Raw genomic sequence first — 20,107 nt, 5'->3', positions numbered from 1 at the left:
GCAACTGATATGAGACGCAGAATTCTGCGATCGATACTCACCGTGCTGACCATCACCACGGTGGTGCTCGGTGTCCCGCTGATCTACACCGCGTGGCTCTGGGTCGAGGACATCACCCGCAACGATCTGGAGAACCGGCTCGAGCGGATCGCCTCCGAGATCATCGCCCAGGAGCACGGCGACGGCGCGGTGCTCGGCGAACTCGACACCCGGCTGGTGCGGCCGCTGATCCCCAAGGACGGCAAGCTGACCATCATCTATCCGGCGCCGCGGGACAACGCGTCCCGGCTCGATATCGGCGCGGAGCAGGTCCACGATCCGGTGGTGGAATCGCTGGCGATGGGCACCAAGGGTTCGTTGCGCCTGGAGGTGCCGTCGGGGCCGATGCATACGCGGCAGATCCAGGCCGTCGCGGTGGTCGCCTTCGCGGTGCTCGCCTCACTGGGCGCGGCGGTGTCGGTGGCGATGATCACCGCGCGCCGGGTCGCCGATCCGCTCCGCGACGTGGCGGCCCGCGCCGCGCGGCTCGCGATGGGGGACTTCCGGCCGGATCCGCGGCGGCACGGGATTTCCGAACTGGACCGGGTTTCCGATGTGCTCGATTCGGCGACCGTCGAGATCGCCGGGCGACTGCAGCGTGAGCACGCCCTGGTCGCGGATGTTTCGCATCAGCTGCGCAGTCGCCTGACCGCGGTGCGATTGCGGCTGGACGAGTTGTCCGCGCATTCCGATCCGGCCGTGGTGCACGAGGCCGAGGAAGCAATGGCGCAGGTCGACCGGCTGACCGATGCGATCGACGATCTGGTGCGGGCCTCGCGCGACGAGGATGCCGCCGATCGCGATCCGGTGCCGGTAATGGACGAACTGCGCGGTGTTGTCGAGGAATGGTCGCATCCGTTCACCGAGGCGGGCCGGATCCTGCGGCTGATCGGCGACGAATCGCTGCGCGCCCCGATCACCGGTTCCCGGCTGCGCGAAGCACTCGCCGTGCTGGTCGACAATGCGCTGATGCACGGCGGCGGCACCTGCACGGTATCGGTGCGCACCGTGCGCACCGTCAGCGAACGCGAGCCCTTGGTGGTGGTCGAGGTCGCCGACGAGGGTGACGGCGTCCGTGACGAACTCGCGCCGCACATCTTCGACCGCGGTTTCTCCGCCGGCGGCTCGACCGGTGTCGGACTCGCCCTCGCCAGGGCACTCATCGAAGCCGACGGTGGACGCTTGGAATTGCAGCGCCGCCGCCCCGCGCTGTTCGCGATGTTCCTCGGATCGAGCGCCTCACAACGCACACCCAACGGCGCGCAGGTGCCCGAGCCGCGCTAGTCAGCCGAGGAGTTTGCTGCGCAGCGCATCGTCCTTCTCCAGGACCATGGCTTCCAGGCCGGCCTGGAACTGCTCCATCCGGGCGCGCAGGGCTGGGTCGGCGGTGGCGAGGATGCGGGCGGCGAGCAGGCCGGCGTTGCGGGCGCCGCCGATGGAGACGGTGGCCACCGGGACGCCCGCGGGCATCTGGACGATCGACAGCAGGGAGTCCATGCCGTCGAGATATTTGAGCGGGACCGGGACGCCGATGACCGGGAGCGGGGTGGCGGAAGCGACCATGCCTGGCAGGTGGGCGGCGCCGCCCGCGCCCGCGATGATGATCTTCAAGCCGCGGCCCGCCGCCTCGCGGGCGTAGTCGAGCATGCGCTGGGGTGTGCGGTGCGCCGAGACGACGCCGACTTCGAATCGAATATCGAACTCCGCCAAGGCGATCGCGGCGGCCTCCATGGTCGGCCAGTCGGAGTCGCTGCCCATGATCAGGCCAACTTGCGCATTACTCACCGTGGGGATCCCATCCGTCGGTCCAAATCGCGTGCGACATCCAGTGCGCCGCGCGCTCGGCCTGCTCGCGCACCACGGCGACATCGTCGCCGAGCACGTTGATATGCCCGATCTTGCGATCCGGGCGTTCGCCCTTGCCGTACAGGTGCACCTTCGCCTGCGGCAGTCTGGCGAAGAGGTGGTGCAGCCGCTCGTCCATCGACATGGCCGGCGCCTCGGCCGCGCCGAGAATATTCGCCATCACCGTGACCGGCGCCAACGGACTGGTGTCGCCGAGCGGATAGTCGAGCACCGCGCGCAGATGCTGTTCGAACTGGCCGGTGCACGCGCCGTCCATGCCCCAGTGGCCGGAGTTGTGCGGGCGCATGGCCAGTTCGTTGATCAGGATCGCGCCGTCATTGGTTTCGAAGAGTTCGACGGCCATCGCACCGACCACGCCGAGTTCCTTGGCCAGGTTCAGCGCGAGCGTCTCCGCCCGCGCGGCCGATTCGTCACTCAGGTCCGGTGCGGGTGCGATCACCACGGCGCACTGGCCGTTGCGCTGCACCGTCTCCACCACCGGCCAGGTCGCGGCCTGACCGAATGGCGAACGCGCCACCATCGCCGACAGTTCGCGCTTCAGATCCACCTTGGCCTCGGCGAGGAGTTGTACACCGTGCGCGAGCTGATCGGAAACGATCGTCTCGGCCTCGGCCGCTGACTCCGGCATCCAGACGCCGCGCCCGTCGTAGCCGCCGCGGACCGCCTTCAGCACGATCCGCCAGTCGTGCTCGTCACCGAATCGCACCGCGTAGGCCGCCGAAGTAACGGGCACGAAGGCGGGCACGGGCAACCCGAGCTCGGACAGCTTGGTCCGCATGGCGAGCTTGTCCTGCGCGAAGACCAGCGCGTGCGGCGGCGGCTGCACATTCACGCCCTCGGCGACCAGGGCCTCCAGATGTTCGGTCGGCACATGCTCGTGATCGAAGGTGAGCGCGTGCGAACCGACGGCGGCCTTGCGCAGCGCGGTCAGATCGGTGTGGCTGCCCAGTACGACCTCGGGGCTCACCTGTGCGGCCGGGTCATCCGGATTCTCCGCCAGCACCCGCAGCCGCTGACCGAGCGCGATAGCGGCCTGGTGCGTCATGCGCGCGAGCTGGCCACCACCGATCATGGTCACGGTGGGCATAGCGGCAGGATCGAATGAACGGCTGGGGGTCACGCCTGCACCTCGCTGACGCTCGGCTCCGGCGTCCCCCCCATGGGGGCTGTGTTGATGGTTCGCTCGCTTCGCTCCCTCACGTCGTGCAATCTTGTCATGTCCGAGCGCCATGATCCCTACCGGTACACTCGGGCCTTGTGTCTTTCGTCGACGACGTGGTCAACGTCCTCCCCAAGCCCATGCGGGAGATCGCTTACCGCCACCACGAACTGATCAAATTCGCCATCGTCGGCGCGACCACCTTCATCATCGACTCGGGCATCTTCTATGTGCTCAAGTGGACCGTGCTGGAGACCAAGCCGGTCACCGCGAAGATCATCTCCGGCGTGATCGCGGTCATCTGCTCCTACATCCTCAACCGCGAGTGGTCGTTCAAGAACCGCGGCGGGCGCGAGAAGCACCATGAGGCGCTGCTGTTCTTCGGCGTCAGCGGCGTCGGTGTCGTGCTGAGCTTCATCCCGCTGTGGATCTCCAGCTACGTCTTCGACCTACGCCAGCCCGATGTGAGCTTCACCGTCGAGAACATCGCGGACTTCATCAGCGCCTTCATCATCGGCAACCTGCTGCAGATGGCGTTCCGCTTCTGGTCGATGCGTCGCTGGGTGTTCCCGGACGAGATCAGCGAGCTCGTCGAGGAAATCGAAGAGCTGCTCGAAGAAGAGCAGCTCGGCCACAGCTGAGTCCTCGCGTCGATTTTCGGCCATGCGGATCACGCATCGGCCGGGGTCAGTACGGTGATGCGGTGGCGATTGAGGAAACCGTTCGGGGGCGTAACGGGGATGATGCGGCCAGGTTTCGGCTGACCGTCGTGGATCAGGCGCTGCGGTTGTTCGCCGAGCAGGGGTATGAGGCGACGACCGTCGATGAGATCGCGGAGGCGGCGGGGATTTCGCGGCGGACGTTCTTTCGGCAGTTCCGGTCGAAGGAGGATGTGATCTTCGCCGATCACGAGTCGCAGTTGGCGCAGGCGGCGGAGTTCTTGACGGCGGCGCAGGGGGATCCGTGGGAGGCGGTCTCTGCCGCGGTGGTGCAGGTATTCGAGCGGTTCACCCAGTGGCGCGAGATTGCCGAACGGCGGTATCGGGTGGTGCGGAAGGTGCCCGCGCTGCGGGAGCGCGAGATCGTGACCGTCTTCCGGTACGAGCGGTTGTTCACCGACTATCTGCGTGAGCGGCTGCCGGAGGTGCCGGATCTGGCACGGGTGCAGTTCACGGCCGCGGTGACGGCCACGCACAACTACCTGCTGCGCCGCATGGTGCGCGGCGAATCGGACGCGGGCGCGGCGGATCTGCGCGAGGAGTTGGCGGCGATTCCGCGTGGTCGCGGGTCGGGGTCGGCGGAAATGGTGGTCGCGGTGTTCCCGAGGGATATGCCGCCACGACAGGTCGCGGATCTGGTGACGCGGCAGCTCGGTAGTCTGTGACGGGAGTCATACTATGCAGTATCTGACACTCAGTGCCACGCAATAACCGCACTTGACGTAGACTTCTGGACGTATGCTCGATCGGAGTATGGCACTGAGTGCCGCCTGGTGGAACTCTGATCCAGTGAAATCACGACCGACAAACCCAGGAGTGTGTCCCATGGCGGGAAACCCCGATTTCAACCTTTTCCAGCTCGAGGACTTCCACGACGAACTGCGTGCGGCCATCCGCGGGCTGGCGGAGAAGGAAATCGCTCCGTACGCCAAGGACGTCGACGGCAACGCCCGCTTCCCGGAGGAGGCGCTCACCGCGCTGAACGCCGCGGGCTTCAACGCGGTGCACGTGCCCGAGGCCTACGGCGGCCAGGGCGCGGACTCGGTCGCCACCTGCATCGTGATCGAAGAGGTCGCCCGCGTCTGCGGTTCGTCCTCGCTGATCCCCGCGGTCAACAAGCTCGGCACCATGGGCCTGATCCTCAACGGCTCCGAGGAACTCAAGCAGAAGGTGCTACCGGATATCGTCAACGGCGAGATGGCCTCCTACGCGCTGTCCGAGCGTGAGGCCGGCTCCGACGCCGCAGGCATGCGCACCCGTGCCAAGCAGGATGGCGACGACTGGATCATCAACGGCTCCAAGTGCTGGATCACCAACGGCGGCAAGTCTTCCTGGTACACCGTCATGGCGGTGACCGATGCGGAGAAGGGCGCCAACGGCATCTCCGCATTCCTGGTGCACAAGGATGACGAAGGCTTCGTGGTGGGCCCGCTCGAGCACAAGCTCGGCATCAAGGGATCGCCTACCGCCGAACTGTATTTCGAGAACTGCCGAGTGCCGGGTGACCGCATCGTCGGCGCGCCGGGCACCGGCTTCAAGACCGCGCTGCAGACCCTCGATCACACCCGCCCGACCATCGGCGCGCAGGCCGTCGGCATCGCGCAGGGCGCACTGGACGCCGCGATCGCCTACACCAAGGACCGCAAGCAGTTCGGCACCGCGATCGCCGACTTCCAGAACACCCAGTTCATGCTCGCCGATATGGCGATGAAGATCGAGGCCGCCCGCCTCATGGTCTACACCTCCGCGGCCCGCGCCGAGCGCGGCGAGAAGAACCTCGGCTTCATCTCCGCCGCCGCCAAGTGCTTCGCCTCCGATGTGGCCATGGAGGTCACCACCAACGCCGTACAGCTCTTCGGCGGCGCGGGTTACACCACCGACTTCCCGGTGGAGCGAATGATGCGTGACGCCAAGATCACTCAGATCTACGAGGGCACCAACCAGATCCAGCGCGTCGTCATGTCGCGCGCACTGCTGCGGGGCTGATAGCGCATTCCGGCCGGGTGTTTATGCCGCTGCACCGAGCGGTGTGAACATCCGGTCTTTTTGCGTTCCGGATGCCCGCTCATTTGGGGCGCGAATATCCGGTGAAATAATTTCGAAGCCGATCGGTTGTTTATTTGTGTCCTTAACTGGAGCAATTCGATACATTGCGCTGCGCATTAGTATTTGAACGAGGCTCGACACCGAGTTGCCTGGTAGAAGGCGCAAATTAACGCTGCGAACCTCGATCGACGAGGTCGCGCTGGAAACGGTCTTCGTAAGTTTGTCGTCTTCGCGGGGATGTGCGTTACGCGTTTCCGAACAATATTTCGAACGCAAGTTGAACCAATAAATCAGTTGGCTCGTTTCCTGTTAAAGACGCCCGCAAAGGGTGGATACTCGACTTCGTAAACACAACGAGGTGGGGATATGACCAAGATCGTAATCGGACCGCGGTCGGGGATGAATTGGGTCCCGCTGTCCACGCCGCCGACCGAGGGCGGCGATGCGGTACTGCGCGCATTGGTCACGGATGTCGAGACGCATCACATCGAGACCAAGGAGGTTACGGTCGACGCGACGCACGCACGGACCAACGGTAGACCGGTGCCCGTCGGACGGCATCGAAGTAACTGATCCGGGTGGTTGCTCATGTCGCACGGCCTGTCATCGGCACCGCCATCGCTTGCCGCTGAAACTCAGGTTTTTCCGCTCTCGCCCGCGCAGCTGGGGATGTGGTACGCCCAGCAGCTGGATCCCGATGTGCCGCTCTACGAGGCGCAGTACATCGAGATGTCCGGGCCGCTCGATCTCGACCTGCTGATCCGGGTCGGCCGCCAGGCCGCGCACGAGTTCGAATCGGGCGTGCTGCGGTTGATCGAAAAGGATGGTCGGCCATATCAAGTGGTCGACCATCGGATCGAGACGGAGGCCCGGTATCTGGACTTCCGTGCCGCGGCGGATCCGGATGCCGAGGCACTGCGTTGGATGCGCGCCGATGTGGCGGCGCCGATCGATCTGCTGCGGGATCGGCTCGGGATAACGGCGGTGCTGCGGGTCGGTGCCGACCGGGTGTTCATGTACTCGCGGGCCCATCACATTGTGGTCGACGGCTTCGGGTCGGTGACCGGGCTGTATCGGGTCGCCGAGCTGTACAACTCGGCGCTGGCCGGTGTCGAGCCGCCGCCCGCGACGGCGGCGAGCCTACGGGAGGTGCACGAATCCGAGATGAGCTATCGCTCGTCGACGCGATTCGCGACCGATGCGGCGTATTGGTCCGAGCGGATGGCGGACATGCCGCAGCGGTGCAGTCTGGTGGATGCGGCGGCACCCGCACATCCGCTGGGGCGTCAGCATCGGATCGAGCTCTCGGAGCTGACGATCGCGCGGATGGAGACCGCCGCGGCGCGCTTCGGTGTCGGTTCGGCGGCATTGGCGATTGCGGCGCTCGCGCTGTATTACGCGCGGATGACCGGTGAGCGGGAGGTGGTGCTGAGCCTGCCGGTATCCGGGCGGACCAATGCGATGTTGCGGCGTTCGGGCGGCATGCTGGCCAATGTGGTGCCGTTGCGGATCGAGGTCACCGCGCACAGTACGGTCGCCGATATCGTCGCGGCGGTGCGGCTCGAGGTGTCCGGTGCACTGCGGCACCAGCGGTACAGGCATGAGGAAATCCGGCACGGTGCGGACGAGTCCGATGCCGCGGTACCGGGGCGTGGGTTGGTCGGGCCGGTATTCAACATCATGTTGTTCCCGACGGAAGTCGTTTTCACCGGTGTCCGAACCGCACTGCATGTATTGACGTCGGGGCCGATCGACGACCTGTTCGTCAACCTGTATCAGCACGGCGCCAACAGTCCGATCCACGTCGACTTCACCGCCAATCCGCAGTTGTACGACGCGGATTCCCTTGCCCGGCACCACTATCGATTCATCGGACTGTTCGAGTCGATGCTCGCCGCGGAGCCGGATACGCCGGTCCGGGAGCTCGAATACTTCCTCGACGATGAGCGGCACCTGCTTCGCGGGGTGCACGGGCCGAGGGTTTCGGCGGTGCGGTTGTTGCCCGAGGTGCTGGAGTCGGGGTTGCGGGCCGCGGCGGCCGACGCACCCGCGGTGGTATGTGGTGACCGGACGTTGTCGTATGCGGAACTGGATCGACTCTCGAATTCCTTGGCGCGCAAGCTGATCGGGCTCGGTGCGGGACCCGATATACCGGTGTTGAGCGCGCTGCCTCGATCGATCGAATCGGTGCTGGCGTTCTGGGGTGTGGCTCGATCGGGCGCGGCATTCGTGCCGATCGGGAACGGGAATCCGAGCGAGCGGGTGGCGCGGATGGCGGCGGAATGCGGTGCACGGCTGGGGATTACGGTGTCGACGCTGGTTCAGGGACTGCCGAGCGATGTGACGTGGATCGTGCTCGATGCCGATGCCGATGCCGATGCCGATGCCGATGCCGATGCCGCAGTGGGTTCGGACCTGAGTGGGGTCGTACGGCCGGAGCATGCGGCCTATGTCGTATTCACTTCGGGTTCGACCGGCGTGCCGAAAGGGGTTGTGGTTACGCATGTCGGCTTGGCGGGACTGGTTGCGGCAGAGCGTTATTCGTTCTATTCGGGGCCGTGGGCGCGGGTATTGCACTGTTTGAACCCGAGTTTCGATGCCTCGTTACTGGAGTTGCTGCTGGCGTTCTCGACGGGCGCGACATTGGTTGTCGCGGAGGGGGATCAGGCGGCCGGGAGTGAATTGGCGCGAGTGATCCAGGACTTCGGCGTGACGCAGTTGTTTTCGACGCCCGCGGTTTTGGCGACGCTGCCCACCGATGCGTTGGACGGGGTGCATGCGGTGTCTTCCGGTGGCGAGAGTTGCCCGCCGGAGTTGGTGGCACGGTTCGGATCCGGGCGGACACTGCTGAATTCTTATGGGCCGACCGAGACTACGGTCGCGGTGACCTTCACGGATAGGTTGACACCGGCTCGGCCATCGGGGTTGGGGCGTCCGGTGCCAGGGGTCGGGCTGTTTGTGCTGGATCGCTGGTTGCGGACGGTTCCGATCGGGGTTGCGGGGGAGCTGTACATCGTCGGGGCCGGGCTCGCCAGGGGCTATGCGGGACGAATGGGCATAACCGCCGAACGCTTCGTGGCGAACCCCTTCGGGCCGAGCGGATCTCGGATGTATCGGACCGGTGACCTGGTTTGCTGGCAGATGGAGCATCCGATTGATGCGGAGCACGATGGGGCGTCGGATCCGGTACTGGAATATCTGGGCCGCACGGATTTCCAGGTCAAGTTGCGCGGAATGCGGGTCGAGCCGGGTGAGGTCGACGCCGTGCTCGACATGCATCCCGGTGTCGAGATCGCGGTGACGGTACTGCGGCGCTCTGCTGTGGGCGGATCGATGTTGGCGTCGTATGTGGTTCCGGTCGACCACAGGGAACTGGATGTTTCGGATATCCGTGACTTCTGTGCCCACCGGCTGCCCGGACATCTGGTACCCGGAGCGATTACCGTGCTCGACGCGCTGCCGTTGACCGGCAACGGCAAAATCGATCGTCTCGCCCTGCCGCAACCCGAGCCCATGGCGACCGAACCGGTGCATGCGGCGGGTACGGCGACCGAACGCACGCTGTGCGCGATATTCGCGGAGATCCTCGGCACGCGGACCGTCGACGCGGAATCGTCCTTCTTCGCACTCGGCGGCGATTCGATCATGGCTATTCAGCTGGTGTCCAGGGCGCGCGCCGAAGGGCTGATCTTCGCGGCCCGTGCTGTTTTCGAGCATCCGACACCTGCCGACCTGGCCCGATTCGTCACGGCACCAACAGGTCGCCCGATACTGCATGAAGTGCCGGGTGCGGGCATCGGCCGGATACCCCGTACGCCCATCGTTTCCTGGCTGCTCGAACAGTCGACCGATGCACGCGGCTTCGCCCAGTCGATGGTGCTCACCCTGCCCGTCGCCATCGAGCGAAACCCGTTGGTGCGCACCATACAAGCCGTCATCGATGGGCACGACATCTTGCGCGCGGCCTTGGTGGATGGAGAACTCGAAGTGCGCCCGGTCGGGGCGGTCGACGCGGACACACTGCTAGCCGTCGATTCCGCGACTTCTTCGGACGCGTCCGCTCGGGCTATCGCGGATGCGACGGATCGTCTCGATCCGGACCGCGGCCGAATGCTCGCCATGGTGTGGCTCGATGCCGGGCCGACGCGGGCCGGTCACCTCGTCATCGTGGCGCATCACCTGGTCATCGACGCGGTGTCCTGGCGGATCGTGCTTGCCGATTTGATCACCGCATGGACGCAGATCGCGGCGGGAGATGAGCCGGTACTGCCGCCGGTCGGCACGTCCATGCGAACGTGGGCGCACGCTTTGGCCGTGGCCGCCGCCGATGATTCGGTGATCGAGGAGCTGGATTACTGGTGCGAGGTCCTCGCCACGCCGGATCCGCCCCTTCGACGTCGTCGCGAGGTTGCGCTCTCGCCGGAGGAGCGCGGTTATTGCAGCGATGCGATCGAGGTGCCGACGGGACGCAGTGACATTGCCGTCGATGTGCCGGATGTCCTCGACACGGAGCCGGAGAGTCCGGCCGACGAAACGCGGCGAGTCCGTGAGCGGATCGAGGTTCGGCTGCCCGTCGAGGTGACGAAGACGCTACTCGAGCGTTTGCCGGTGGCGTTGCGGTGTGGGGTGGAGGAGGCACTGTTGAGTGCCTTGGCGTGCGCGGTCACGCGGCGACGCGGGGACCGAAGCCCAGTGCTGGTGAGCGTCGAGCGGCATGGGCGGGATGAGGGATTGGTGCCGGGGGCGGACCTTTCCCGGACGGTCGGGTGGTTCACCAGTCAGTTCCCGGTGCGGTTGGATGTCGGGGCGGCCGATCCCTTGACGGCATTGAAGGCCGTGAAGGAACAAGTGCGCGCGGTGCCCCGGGGCGGGTCCGGGTTCGGGCTGTTGCGGTATCTGAATCCGATCGGGCGCGAGCGGTTGTCGTCCGCGCGGCCGCGCATCGGGTTCAACTACCTCGGGCAGGTGCCTACGGTCGATGCGGGTGAGCCGTGGCTGCCGGATTCGGTTGTGACGTCGTTGGCAGGCGGCCCGGACTTGCCTGCGGCAGGAGATATCACGATCGATGCCTTGGCTCTGGAGACCGTTGCGGGCCCGGTCCTGCAGGCGGTCTGGCATTCCAGGTCTTCGGCGTCGGATCTGGAAGATATCGCGCAGCAGTGGACATCGGAACTGACGTCGCTTGCCGAACTGCTGCGTGCGCCGGACGCGGGTGGTTTCACTCCGTCGGATCTGCCGCTGGTGTCAGCGACGCAACAGCAGATCGACGAATGGGAGTCGCGGTACCCGGCATTCGAGGATGTCTGGCCGCTCGCGCCACTGCAGCAAGGTCTGTTGTTCCACACCCAGCTGGCCGCCGGGCGCGCCGACGGGTACTCGGTACAGGCGGTAATCCAATTCGACGGCGAGGTGGATATCGCACGGCTGGAGCGGGCCGCCTGCGCGCTCGTCGAGCGACACCAGATACTGCGTACGACCTTCCTGCCCGGCGACGATGCGACGATTCAGCTGGTGCTCGAGCAGGTAACCGTGCCATGGAGCTACATCGAAGCGGACGCGACGGAATGCGACCGCCTCGCCGATGCGGAACTCGCGACTCCCTTTGCCCCCGATCGGCCACCACTGCTGCGCTTCCGCTGCGTGCGTTGCGGCGAGCGCGATGTCCGGTTGGTGATCACGAACCATCACCTGATCCTCGACGGCTGGTCCATGCCGCTGCTCTTCAGCGAACTGCTCGTGCTGTACGAAACCGACGGTGACAGTGCGGGATTCGCCCCAGCTGTCTCGTATCGGCGCTACCTGGAGTGGCTGGCGGACCGCGACCACACTGCCGCCCGAGCCACATGGTCGGCCGCGTTGGCCGACCTACCAGGTCCGACCTTGGTGACCGCCGGGCGGGCTCCGGCTATCGCCGACGGCAGCGCGAGCCGGTCGGCGGACGAGCAAGTGTCGAAACTCGTTCGGACCATCGATGTCCCTTTGGGGCAACCCAATGCAGCCGCACTCCAGGGGATTGCCGCTGAGCAGGGTGTCACCCTCAATACGATTGTGCAGGTCGCGTGGGCTTTGCTGCTGGCGGAGCTGACGGGGGAACACGACATCGTATTCGGTTCCATCGTATCGGGCCGTCCGCCCGAATTGCCCGGTGCCGAACGCATTGTCGGCATGCTGGTGAACACCATTCCGGTGCGGATCACCCTCGAACCGGCCGAGTCGGTGGCGGACCTGCTCGGGCGCGTACATCGCGAGCAGGCGCGCTTGCTCGAGCATCACACTTCAGGGCTCACCGATATTCAGGCGGCGGCCGGTATCGGGCCACTTTTCGACACCACGCTGGTGTTCGAGTCGTATCCGATGGACGTCGCGGCACTCATGGCGGCGGCCGAGCGGGCGGCATTGCGAATCAACGGATTCCGTGCCTACGACGGTACGCACTATCCACTCGCACTGGTGGCACACGGCCGAAGTGGTCTGCGTCTGGTCATGAGCTACTCGGCCCAGTACTTCGACGCCACCGAGGCGGAAACGCTGGCGGACCGGTTGGCCCGCATTCTCGCGCGGCTCGGCGAAGATCCGAACCAGCCGGTCATGGCCGTAAACGGCGCCGACCCCGGGGAGGTGCTGCGCGCACGTCCACAGCCACTGCGGTTGCTGCCGGAGATCCTGGCGGGCGGCATCCACCCCGACCGGATCGCAATACGTTACGGTCCAACGGAATTGACCTATCGAGAACTCGACGAACAGTCGAATCGGCTCGCCGGAATATTGATTGAGGCCGGTGCGGAACCGGAAACGGCTGTGCTGCTCGCAGTGCCGCGATCGCCGGAGTGGATGGTCGCGGTGTGGGCGATCGCGAAGTCCGGGGCCGCCTTTGTGCCGGTCGATCCGGCCCAGCCCGTGCAGCGGATCATCGATATCGCCGCTGACTGTGGTGCGTTATTCGGGGTGACTGTCGCGACGGTGCGCGATCAACTGCCGGACGAGGTGCCGTGGCAGGTGCTGGACGCTTCGAAGGCAACTACGGCGCCGCTGACAGCCGCGGATCGACGCGGGCCACTACTTGCCGTGCACCCGGCCTACATCGTGTACACGTCCGGCTCGACCGGAACACCGAAGGGCGTAGTCGTCACCCATGCCGGTCTGAGCGGTCTCGTGAGCGGTACCGCCGCCGCCATCGGAGCCGGGCCGGGTGATCGCATATTGCACTGTCTGAATCCGAGTTTCGATGCGGCCATTCTGGTGTGGTTGTCCGCCTTCGAAACCGGTGCGACCCTGCTGATCGCGCCGCCGGAGGCGAATGCCGGTGCCCAGCTGTGCGCGGCTATCACCGAATCCGGTGCGACCCACTTGACCTCGACTCCCGCCGTACTGGCCACGGTGCCCGCCGCCGCATTTGCGGGCGTGCGAGTGCTGGTCTCCGGCAGCGAGGCGTGCCCGCCGGAGCTGATCGCGCGTCTCGCCGAGGGCAGGGCGCTGCTGAATTCCTATGGCCCCGCCGAAGCCTCGGTGGCAGCGACGTTCACCGGCCCACTGCGTCCGGGAGAACCCGCCGATCTCGGCGCACCGCTGCCGGGAACCGGTCTGGCCGTATTGGATTCGTGGTTGCGTCCGGTACCGATCGGTGCGATCGGCGAGCTGTATGTCATGGGACCCGGACTTGCCCGTGGCTATGTCGGGCAGCCGGGACTGACGGCGGCGCGGTTCGTGGCGAACCCGTTCGGAACTCCAGGGGAGCGGATGTACCGCACCGGCGATCTGGTTCGCCGTATGTCCCGGCGGCGACTGGAGTACGTGCGGCGCAATGACTTCCAGGTGAAGTTGCACGGCATCCGAGTCGAACCGGGTGAAGTCGATGCGATGCTGCGCAAGTGCCACGGTGTCGAGATGACGATCACCGTGCCGCGCCAAGGGCCTGCCGGAACTCACGTGCTGGCGAGCTATGTGGTGGCGACCGAGGATGCGGTCCTGAAAGCGAACGAGTTGCGGGACTATCTGTCCCAGCGCCTGCCGAGGCATCTGGTCCCCGCGACGATCACCGTACTGACCGAGCTGCCGCTGACCGCAAACGGCAAGGTCGATCGGCGCGCATTACCCGAACCCGAACTGGTGGTGGCCGAATACGTCGAACCGGTCGGGCGGGAGCGCCTGGTCGCCGATGTGTTCGGTACGGTGCTCGACCGTGAAAAGGTCGGTGCGGCCGACGACTTCTTCGCACTCGGCGGTGATTCGCTCTCGGCAATCCGAGTCGCCGCTCGGCTCGGCTCGGCCCTCGCGATTTCGGTGCCCGTCCGCCTGATCTTCGAAGCACCGACCGTCCGCGCGCTCGCCGCTCGGCTGAGCACTACGGCTGCCATGGATCACACCGGTCCTCGGCGGGGGCCACGGCCGGAACGAATTCCGCTTTCACCCGCGCAGCAGCGGATGTGGTTCGTCAACCAATACGATCCCGATTCCGGCGCTTACAACGTGCCGATCGTGCTGCGGCTCATCGGAAGGCTGGATCCGGCAGCACTCGAGGCGGCCGTGCGCGACGTGCTCGAGCGGCACGAATCACTGCGCACGGTTTATCCGGCCCGAGACGGTGTCGGATATCAGATGATTTTGCCAACGGATTCTGTTGTCCCGGAACTCGATCCGATCACCATCACCGATGCGAAACTGCCAGGCGCGATCATGGACTGTGTCGGTGCGGGATTCGACGTGACCGCTGCGGTGCCTCTGCGGCTACGCCTGTTCCGGCTCGCCGAGAACACGCACGTGCTGGTGCTGGTAATCCATCACATCAGCACCGATGGCTTCTCGATGGGCCCACTTGCCAGCGATGTGACGACTGCCTACACGGCCCGGCTGACCGAGGCGGCACCCGGCTGGTCCCCGCTTCCGGTGCAGTACGCCGACTACACGCTGTGGCAGCACGAGCGCCTTGGCCCCGAGCACGATTCGGAATCGCCGCTGGCACAACAGATTCGGTACTGGAAGGACACACTCGCCGGATTGCCCGATCGACTCCCGCTGCCCGTCGACCGCCCCCGCCCGCCGACCGCATCGCTGCGGGCGGGCACGGTCTACCGCGAATTCGATGCCGCGCTCACCGCACGTCTCGACGAACTCGCCACCGCGAACCGATGCACGCGATTCCAGGTGCTGCACAGCGCACTCGCGGTGCTGTTCGCCCGGCTGAGCGGCACCACCGATATCGCCATCGGCACTCCGGTGGCGGGCCGTGGCGTCGCCGAGCTCGACGACGTGGTCGGCATGTTCGTCAATACCCTGGTGCTGCGCACCGAAATTCGTGCCGCGGAACCGTTCTCCGAGCTACTCGGGCGGGTTCGGCGCACCGACCTCGACGCACTCGCCAACGCCGACGTGCCCTTCGAGCGGCTCGTCGACCTGCTCGCACCTACCCGGTCGGCCTCCCGGCACCCCTTGATCCAGACAATGCTGGTGATGCAGAACCCCACCCCGGTCGAACTCGCGCTGCCGGACCTGCGCGCCGAAGCACTGGATCTCGACCAGCCGAGCATTCGTTTCGATCTGAGCGCCACGGTGGCGGAGACCGATTCGTCCGGCCTATCGGTCCGGATCGCATACGCCACCGACCTGTTCGACCGCGCAACCGTCGCGCACATGGCCGAGCGCTGGCTGCGCGTGCTACGCGCGGTAGCGGCGAATCCGAAAGTACCCGTTGGGGATATCGAATTGCTCGCACCTGCCGATCGCCGAGATCTGCTGTCCCGGCGGGCGCGGATCGAGCGGCCGCCGCGCGTCCTGGCGGAGCTGCTCGCAGCAGCGGTCTCCGCGAACCCGGACGGCACAGCAGTGGTCGATGGCGCAGCGACACTGACCTATGCCGACCTCGACGAGCGCTCGAATCGACTGGCTCGCTTACTGATCCGCGCGGGTGCGCGTCCCGAGTCACTGGTCGCGGTGGCCCTGCGCCGCTCGCTCGAGTCGGTGCTCGCCGTGTGGGCGGTGGCGAAGACCGGAGCAGCCTTCGTCCCGGTCGATCCCGGCAACCCGGTCGAGCGGATCCAGCAGATCATCGCGGACTCGGTTGCCGAGATCGGCATCACCCGGAGTTCGATCGAGCCGAGTCTGCCGGATTCGACGCGGTGGTTCGCCCTCGATGATCCGGACGTCATCGAATCACTCGATGCCACAACCGGTGCACCGATCGAGCTGCCGAACGTGCGGCCTGAAAACCCCGCCTACGTCCTGTTCACCTCCGGATCGACCGGCAGACCCAAGGGCGTCGTCGTCACCCACACCGGACTCGCCAACCTCGCGGCAGCACAACAGAAACGCGACAGGACCACCAGCGCGTCCCGCGTCCTGCACGTGACCTCCCCGAGTTTCGATGCCGCGGTACTCGAACTCCTGATCGCAGTGGGTCCGGCAGCGACGCTTGTGATCGCCGGCCCGACCGCATTCGGCGGCCAGGAACTCGCGGAACTGCTGATACGTGAACAGGTTTCGCACATCGCCCTGACACCTTCGGCGCTGGCCTCGGTCGATCCGGCCGGATGCGATGCGGTGCGCGTCATCATTACCGGCGGTGAACCATGTCCGCCCGAATTGGTCGCCCGCTGGTCCGCGCCGGATCGCCTGCATTTCAACGATTACGGCCCGACCGAAACCACGATCTGGGCAACGGAGAGCAACCCGCTGCGGGTGGGCGACGAGGTCACCATCGGCGGGCCCATCGCGGGCATGTCCGCAGTCGTGCTCGACGATCGGCTGCATCCGGTGCCCGAAGGCGTCGCCGGTGAGCTGTATCTGGCGGGCATCGCACTGGCCCGCGGGTATCACGGCCGCGGTGGCCAGACCGCATCGCGCTTCGTCGCCGACCCGTACGGCCGACCGGGCGAACGCATGTACCGAACCGGTGACCTGGTGCGCTGGCGCGGCCGCGACCTCGAATACCTGGGCCGCTCGGACCTGCAGATCAAGCTGCGCGGTCTGCGCATCGAACTCGGGGAAATCGAATCGGCGCTGCTCGCCGACCCGGCGGTGGATCAGGCGGCGGTGAACGTGCACACCGATGCCGCCGTCGGTGAAGTGCTCGTCGCCTACGTGGTACCCGGTGCCGAATTCGCACCCGATGTGCTCGAGAGCGCTGTGGCACAGCGACTTCCGTCTTATATGGTCCCCTCGGTCATAATCGCGCTCACCGAACTGCCGCGAACCGCGAACGGAAAACTGGACCGCAGGGCACTGCCCGCACCCGATCTGCGCCGCGGCCGATATCGCGCCCCGGAGACGCCCACCGAACGAGCGATCGCCGAAACCTTCGGCGAACTGCTCGGTGTCACCCGCGTCGGGCTCGACGACAACTTCTTCGCCCTCGGCGGCAATTCGCTGATCGCCACCCGCATAGTCGCTCGGCTCGGTGCGGCACTCGATACCCGAATCTCGGTGCGCAGTGTCTTCGATGCGCCCACCGTGGCCGACCTCGCCGAGGCGATCCGGACCGCGGCCGCCCCACCCGGACCCCGCCCCGGACCGCGCGAGCGACCGAGCCACATCCCGCTCTCGGCAGCTCAGCGGCGCATGTGGATCCTCAACCGCTACGACCCGGCCTCACCCGCGCACAATGTGCCCATCGTCGTCGAGGTCCGCGGCGACCTCGATCCGGAGCTGCTCCGCGCCGCCGTCCCGGATCTGGTCGCTAGGCACGAATCACTGCGCACCGTCTATCCGGTGGATGCCGCGGGCGATCCGTACCAGGAAGTGCTACCGGCGGCGGAAGCCGTTGTCCCAGTGGTGGTCTCCGATATCGGAGCGGAGAGCGCGGCCGAGTTCGCCATGCGCGCCGGTGGGCACGGCTTCGATCTGACCCGAGAACTTCCGCTGCGCGTGTGGCTGCTGCGGCTCGAGCCCGAGCGCTGGGTGCTCATTGTTGTCATGCACCACATCGCCGCGGACGGCTGGTCATTGGCGCCGCTGACCCGTGACGTGCTGCTGGCCTATGCCGCCCGCCGGGCCGGTACCGCACCGCAGTTCGCGCCCTTGCCGTTGCAGTACGCCGATTACGCACTGTGGCAGCGCGAATTGCTCGGCGCCGATGACGATCCCGACAGCGCGGCGCAACTTCAGCTGGAGTACTGGCGCGGCGCACTGGACGGACTGCCGGAGGTATCGGCGCTGCCCACCGATCACCCACGGCCGACGGTGGCCACGCACCGCGCGGGCCTGGTCGAATTCGAAGTCGGAATCGCTGTGCAGCAACGGATTCGGGAGATCGCGCGCTGGCACGGCGTGAGTGTCTTCATGGTGGCTCACGCCGCGCTCGCGGTCCTGCTGGCCAGGCTCTCCGGTACGACGGATGTGGCGATCGGTTCGGTTACCGCGGGCCGTGGCGACGGCGAACTCGACGATCTCGTCGGGATGTTCGTCAATACCCTGGTCCTGCGCACCCGGATCGAGCACGACGCGACCTTCGAAAACGTCCTCGCCACAACCAAAGACGCCGATCTGGACGCCTTCGGCAATGCCGATCTGCCGTTCGAGCGGCTGGTCGAGGTACTAGCACCGGCCAGATCGACCGCGCATTCGCCACTGTTCCAAGTGATTCTGGTGTTCCAGAACTTCGATCGCGAACCGATTCAGTTGCCCGGCCTGGTGATCACACCGTTATCGCTCGCGGCGGTCGGCGCCAAATACGATCTGGAATGGATGCTGGCCGAGAAATTCGACGCCGACGGCGCGCCCGCCGGGATCACCGGAACCCTGACCTTCGCCCGTGATCTCTTCGAACAGACGACCGCGGAAACGTTGACACAGCGATTCGTTCAGGTGCTCGAAGAGGTCACCGCGGACCCGGCCGTCGTCATCGGCGACCTGGATGTCACCGCCCCGCCGGGCACGGTTGTGCACCAGCCCCCGCCAACGACCACGCCGCGCAAGGATTTGCCGTACCGTCCACCGGTCACCAGCACCGAACGCCTTGTCGTCGATGCCTTCGAAGCGGTGCTCGGCGCGGATCGAATCGGCCTGGACGACAACTTCTTCGAACTCGGCGGTACCTCCATGGTCGCCATTCGACTCGTCGCCGAAATCCGCGAACGCAGCGGCTTCGATATGCCGGTCCAGTGGATGTTCGGCGAACCGACTCCCGCTGTCCTGGCGCAACGCATCATCGAAGGTGACCAACCGGGCGTCGATCCGGCCTTGCGCACTGTCCTGGCCCTGCGTCCGAGCGGCACGGGTCCCGGACTGTTCTGCATCCATCCCGCAATCGGATTGGCCTGGTGCTACGCCGGTTTGGTGCAATATCTCGATGGTGATCACCCGATCTACGGCCTGCAGTCACCGGCTGTGACCGACGGCAACCAACCGGACAGCACCCTCACCGAGCGCGCCGCCCGCTACGCCGACCGTATCCTGCTGACCCAGCCCGCGGGGCCCTACCGACTGCTGGGCTACTCCGCGGGCGGCCCGCTCGCCCATGCGGTCGCCGTCGAACTCCAACGCCGCGGCGCCCAGGTGTCGGCCCTGGTCCTCATGGACGGCCGCGCCGATGTCGAACCGGAAAGCGCCGTCGAGATGCCGCCTCCGGAGGCATTGCTCGCCGAATTCGGCGGCATCGATCCCACGCTGCTCGACAACTTCGACGGGGATGCGGCGCTCGCCGACCGCGCCGCTGAACTCCTGCGCGCCGCGGGCGGCACCTTCGCGGCCCTGACCCCCGCAGATCTCGAGCATCTCTATCTCGACTACCAGCAGCTGATCCGCGAAAGCGCCGACTATCACCCGGCCGTCTTCGACGGCGACGCGCTCTTCTTCAGCAGCACCAACGGCCGACCCGGGTACCTCCCCAACGCGGAAACCTGGCGGCCCTATGTCACCGGGACCATTGACGACCACCAAGTCGGCTGCGAACACAACAAGCTCACCAGCCCGGAAGCCCTGGCGGTGATCGGTCCGATCCTCGCGGACTACCTGCGCTAGGCGACCAGATCGGCGTACTCGCGGTGTTCCGCGATGTACTGCTCGACGTACCAGCAGGTCGGGATGATGGCGAAACCCTGTGCGCGCGAATCCTGCAGCGCGTATTCGACCACCTGGGCGGCCACGCCACGGCCGCGGAACTCCGGGAAGGTCATGGTGTGGTGGAAGTCCCGTACCCTACGGGGATGGTCGTCGGTGGAGCCGACGGGGCGGGTGAGGTCGGCGTCTTCGCGTTCGGCGTAGTCGGCGTACCCGGCGAGGGTGTCGTCGAGATAGATCTCGAATCGGGTATCGGCGACATTGTGCTCGAGCCTGGTGGTCATGATCG

At 66.2% G+C, this 20,107-nt stretch carries 9 protein-coding genes; 6 read left to right on the top strand and 3 right to left on the bottom strand.

What is annotated here, in order from left to right:
- Window positions 1-9: 9 nt before the first annotated feature.
- Window positions 10-1,323 (top strand): sensor histidine kinase, encoded by a 1,314-nt coding sequence (locus tag ACQPZ2_RS38870; RefSeq protein WP_433522951.1) that lies wholly within the window; start codon window positions 10-12, stop codon window positions 1,321-1,323.
- Here ACQPZ2_RS38870 and purE read toward each other — a convergent pair whose 3' ends face one another.
- Window positions 1,324-1,833 (bottom strand): 5-(carboxyamino)imidazole ribonucleotide mutase, encoded by a 510-nt coding sequence (gene purE, locus ACQPZ2_RS38865; protein ID WP_433527638.1) that lies wholly within the window; start codon window positions 1,831-1,833, stop codon window positions 1,324-1,326.
- On the bottom strand, window positions 1,817-2,992 hold the full coding sequence (locus ACQPZ2_RS38860) for a 5-(carboxyamino)imidazole ribonucleotide synthase (RefSeq protein ID WP_433522950.1): 1,176 nt from the start codon (window positions 2,990-2,992) through the stop codon (window positions 1,817-1,819). Before ACQPZ2_RS38860 ends, purE begins: the two co-directional genes overlap by 17 nt.
- A gap of 170 nt (window positions 2,993-3,162) precedes the next feature.
- Here ACQPZ2_RS38860 and ACQPZ2_RS38855 point away from each other — a divergent pair, with 170 nt between their 5' ends.
- The 5 genes from ACQPZ2_RS38855 to ACQPZ2_RS38835 all read left to right on the top strand — a co-directional run bounded on the left by ACQPZ2_RS38855 (window position 3,163) and on the right by ACQPZ2_RS38835 (window position 19,779).
- A complete protein-coding gene (locus ACQPZ2_RS38855) occupies window positions 3,163-3,705 on the top strand; it encodes a GtrA family protein (RefSeq protein ID WP_169814452.1) in 543 nt (180 codons plus the stop codon).
- Between the two features lie 62 nt (window positions 3,706-3,767).
- Complete coding sequence (locus tag ACQPZ2_RS38850) at window positions 3,768-4,448, top strand: TetR family transcriptional regulator (protein ID WP_433522949.1); 681 nt, start codon at window positions 3,768-3,770, stop codon at window positions 4,446-4,448.
- 160 nt (window positions 4,449-4,608) lie between these two features.
- The gene (locus ACQPZ2_RS38845; RefSeq protein WP_040687001.1) at window positions 4,609-5,769 is read left to right on the top strand and encodes an acyl-CoA dehydrogenase; all 1,161 of its coding nucleotides are present in this window, start codon (window positions 4,609-4,611) and stop codon (window positions 5,767-5,769) included.
- Window positions 5,770-6,195: 426 nt separating this feature from the next.
- A complete protein-coding gene (locus ACQPZ2_RS38840; RefSeq protein WP_433522948.1) occupies window positions 6,196-6,402 on the top strand; it encodes a hypothetical protein in 207 nt (68 codons plus the stop codon).
- Window positions 6,403-6,417: 15 nt separating this feature from the next.
- Window positions 6,418-19,779 carry an amino acid adenylation domain-containing protein gene (locus ACQPZ2_RS38835; RefSeq protein WP_433522947.1) on the top strand — a complete coding sequence of 4,454 codons (13,362 nt, stop codon included), beginning with the start codon at window positions 6,418-6,420 and terminating at the stop codon, window positions 19,777-19,779.
- Here the strand turns inward: ACQPZ2_RS38835 and ACQPZ2_RS38830 are convergent.
- Window positions 19,776-20,102, bottom strand: coding sequence for a GNAT family N-acetyltransferase (locus ACQPZ2_RS38830; RefSeq protein WP_433522946.1), 327 nt, complete (start codon window positions 20,100-20,102; stop codon window positions 19,776-19,778). The two genes, ACQPZ2_RS38835 and ACQPZ2_RS38830, sit on opposite strands and share 4 nt — an antisense overlap.
- Between the last annotated feature and the right edge of the window lie 5 nt (window positions 20,103-20,107).

Source organism: Nocardia pseudovaccinii, assembly GCF_050942345.1.
Taxonomy (GTDB): domain Bacteria; phylum Actinomycetota; class Actinomycetes; order Mycobacteriales; family Mycobacteriaceae; genus Nocardia; species Nocardia pseudovaccinii.
Note: the sequence above shows the minus strand (reverse complement) of the source record. Positions and strands in the feature narration are given on the sequence as shown.

Excerpts from the sequence above, each read along its gene's own strand:
- ACQPZ2_RS38840 (WP_433522948.1), top strand. The coding sequence starts at position 6,196 with ATGACCAAGATCGTAATCGGACCGCGGTCGGGGATGAATTGGGTCCCG.
- ACQPZ2_RS38870 (WP_433522951.1), top strand. The coding sequence starts at position 10 with ATGAGACGCAGAATTCTGCGATCGATACTCACCGTGCTGACCATCACC.
- ACQPZ2_RS38860 (WP_433522950.1), bottom strand. The coding sequence starts at position 2,992 with ATGCCCACCGTGACCATGATCGGTGGTGGCCAGCTCGCGCGCATGACG.
- ACQPZ2_RS38830 (WP_433522946.1), bottom strand. The coding sequence starts at position 20,102 with ATGACCACCAGGCTCGAGCACAATGTCGCCGATACCCGATTCGAGATC.
- ACQPZ2_RS38835 (WP_433522947.1), top strand. The coding sequence starts at position 6,418 with ATGTCGCACGGCCTGTCATCGGCACCGCCATCGCTTGCCGCTGAAACT.
- ACQPZ2_RS38845 (WP_040687001.1), top strand. The coding sequence starts at position 4,609 with ATGGCGGGAAACCCCGATTTCAACCTTTTCCAGCTCGAGGACTTCCAC.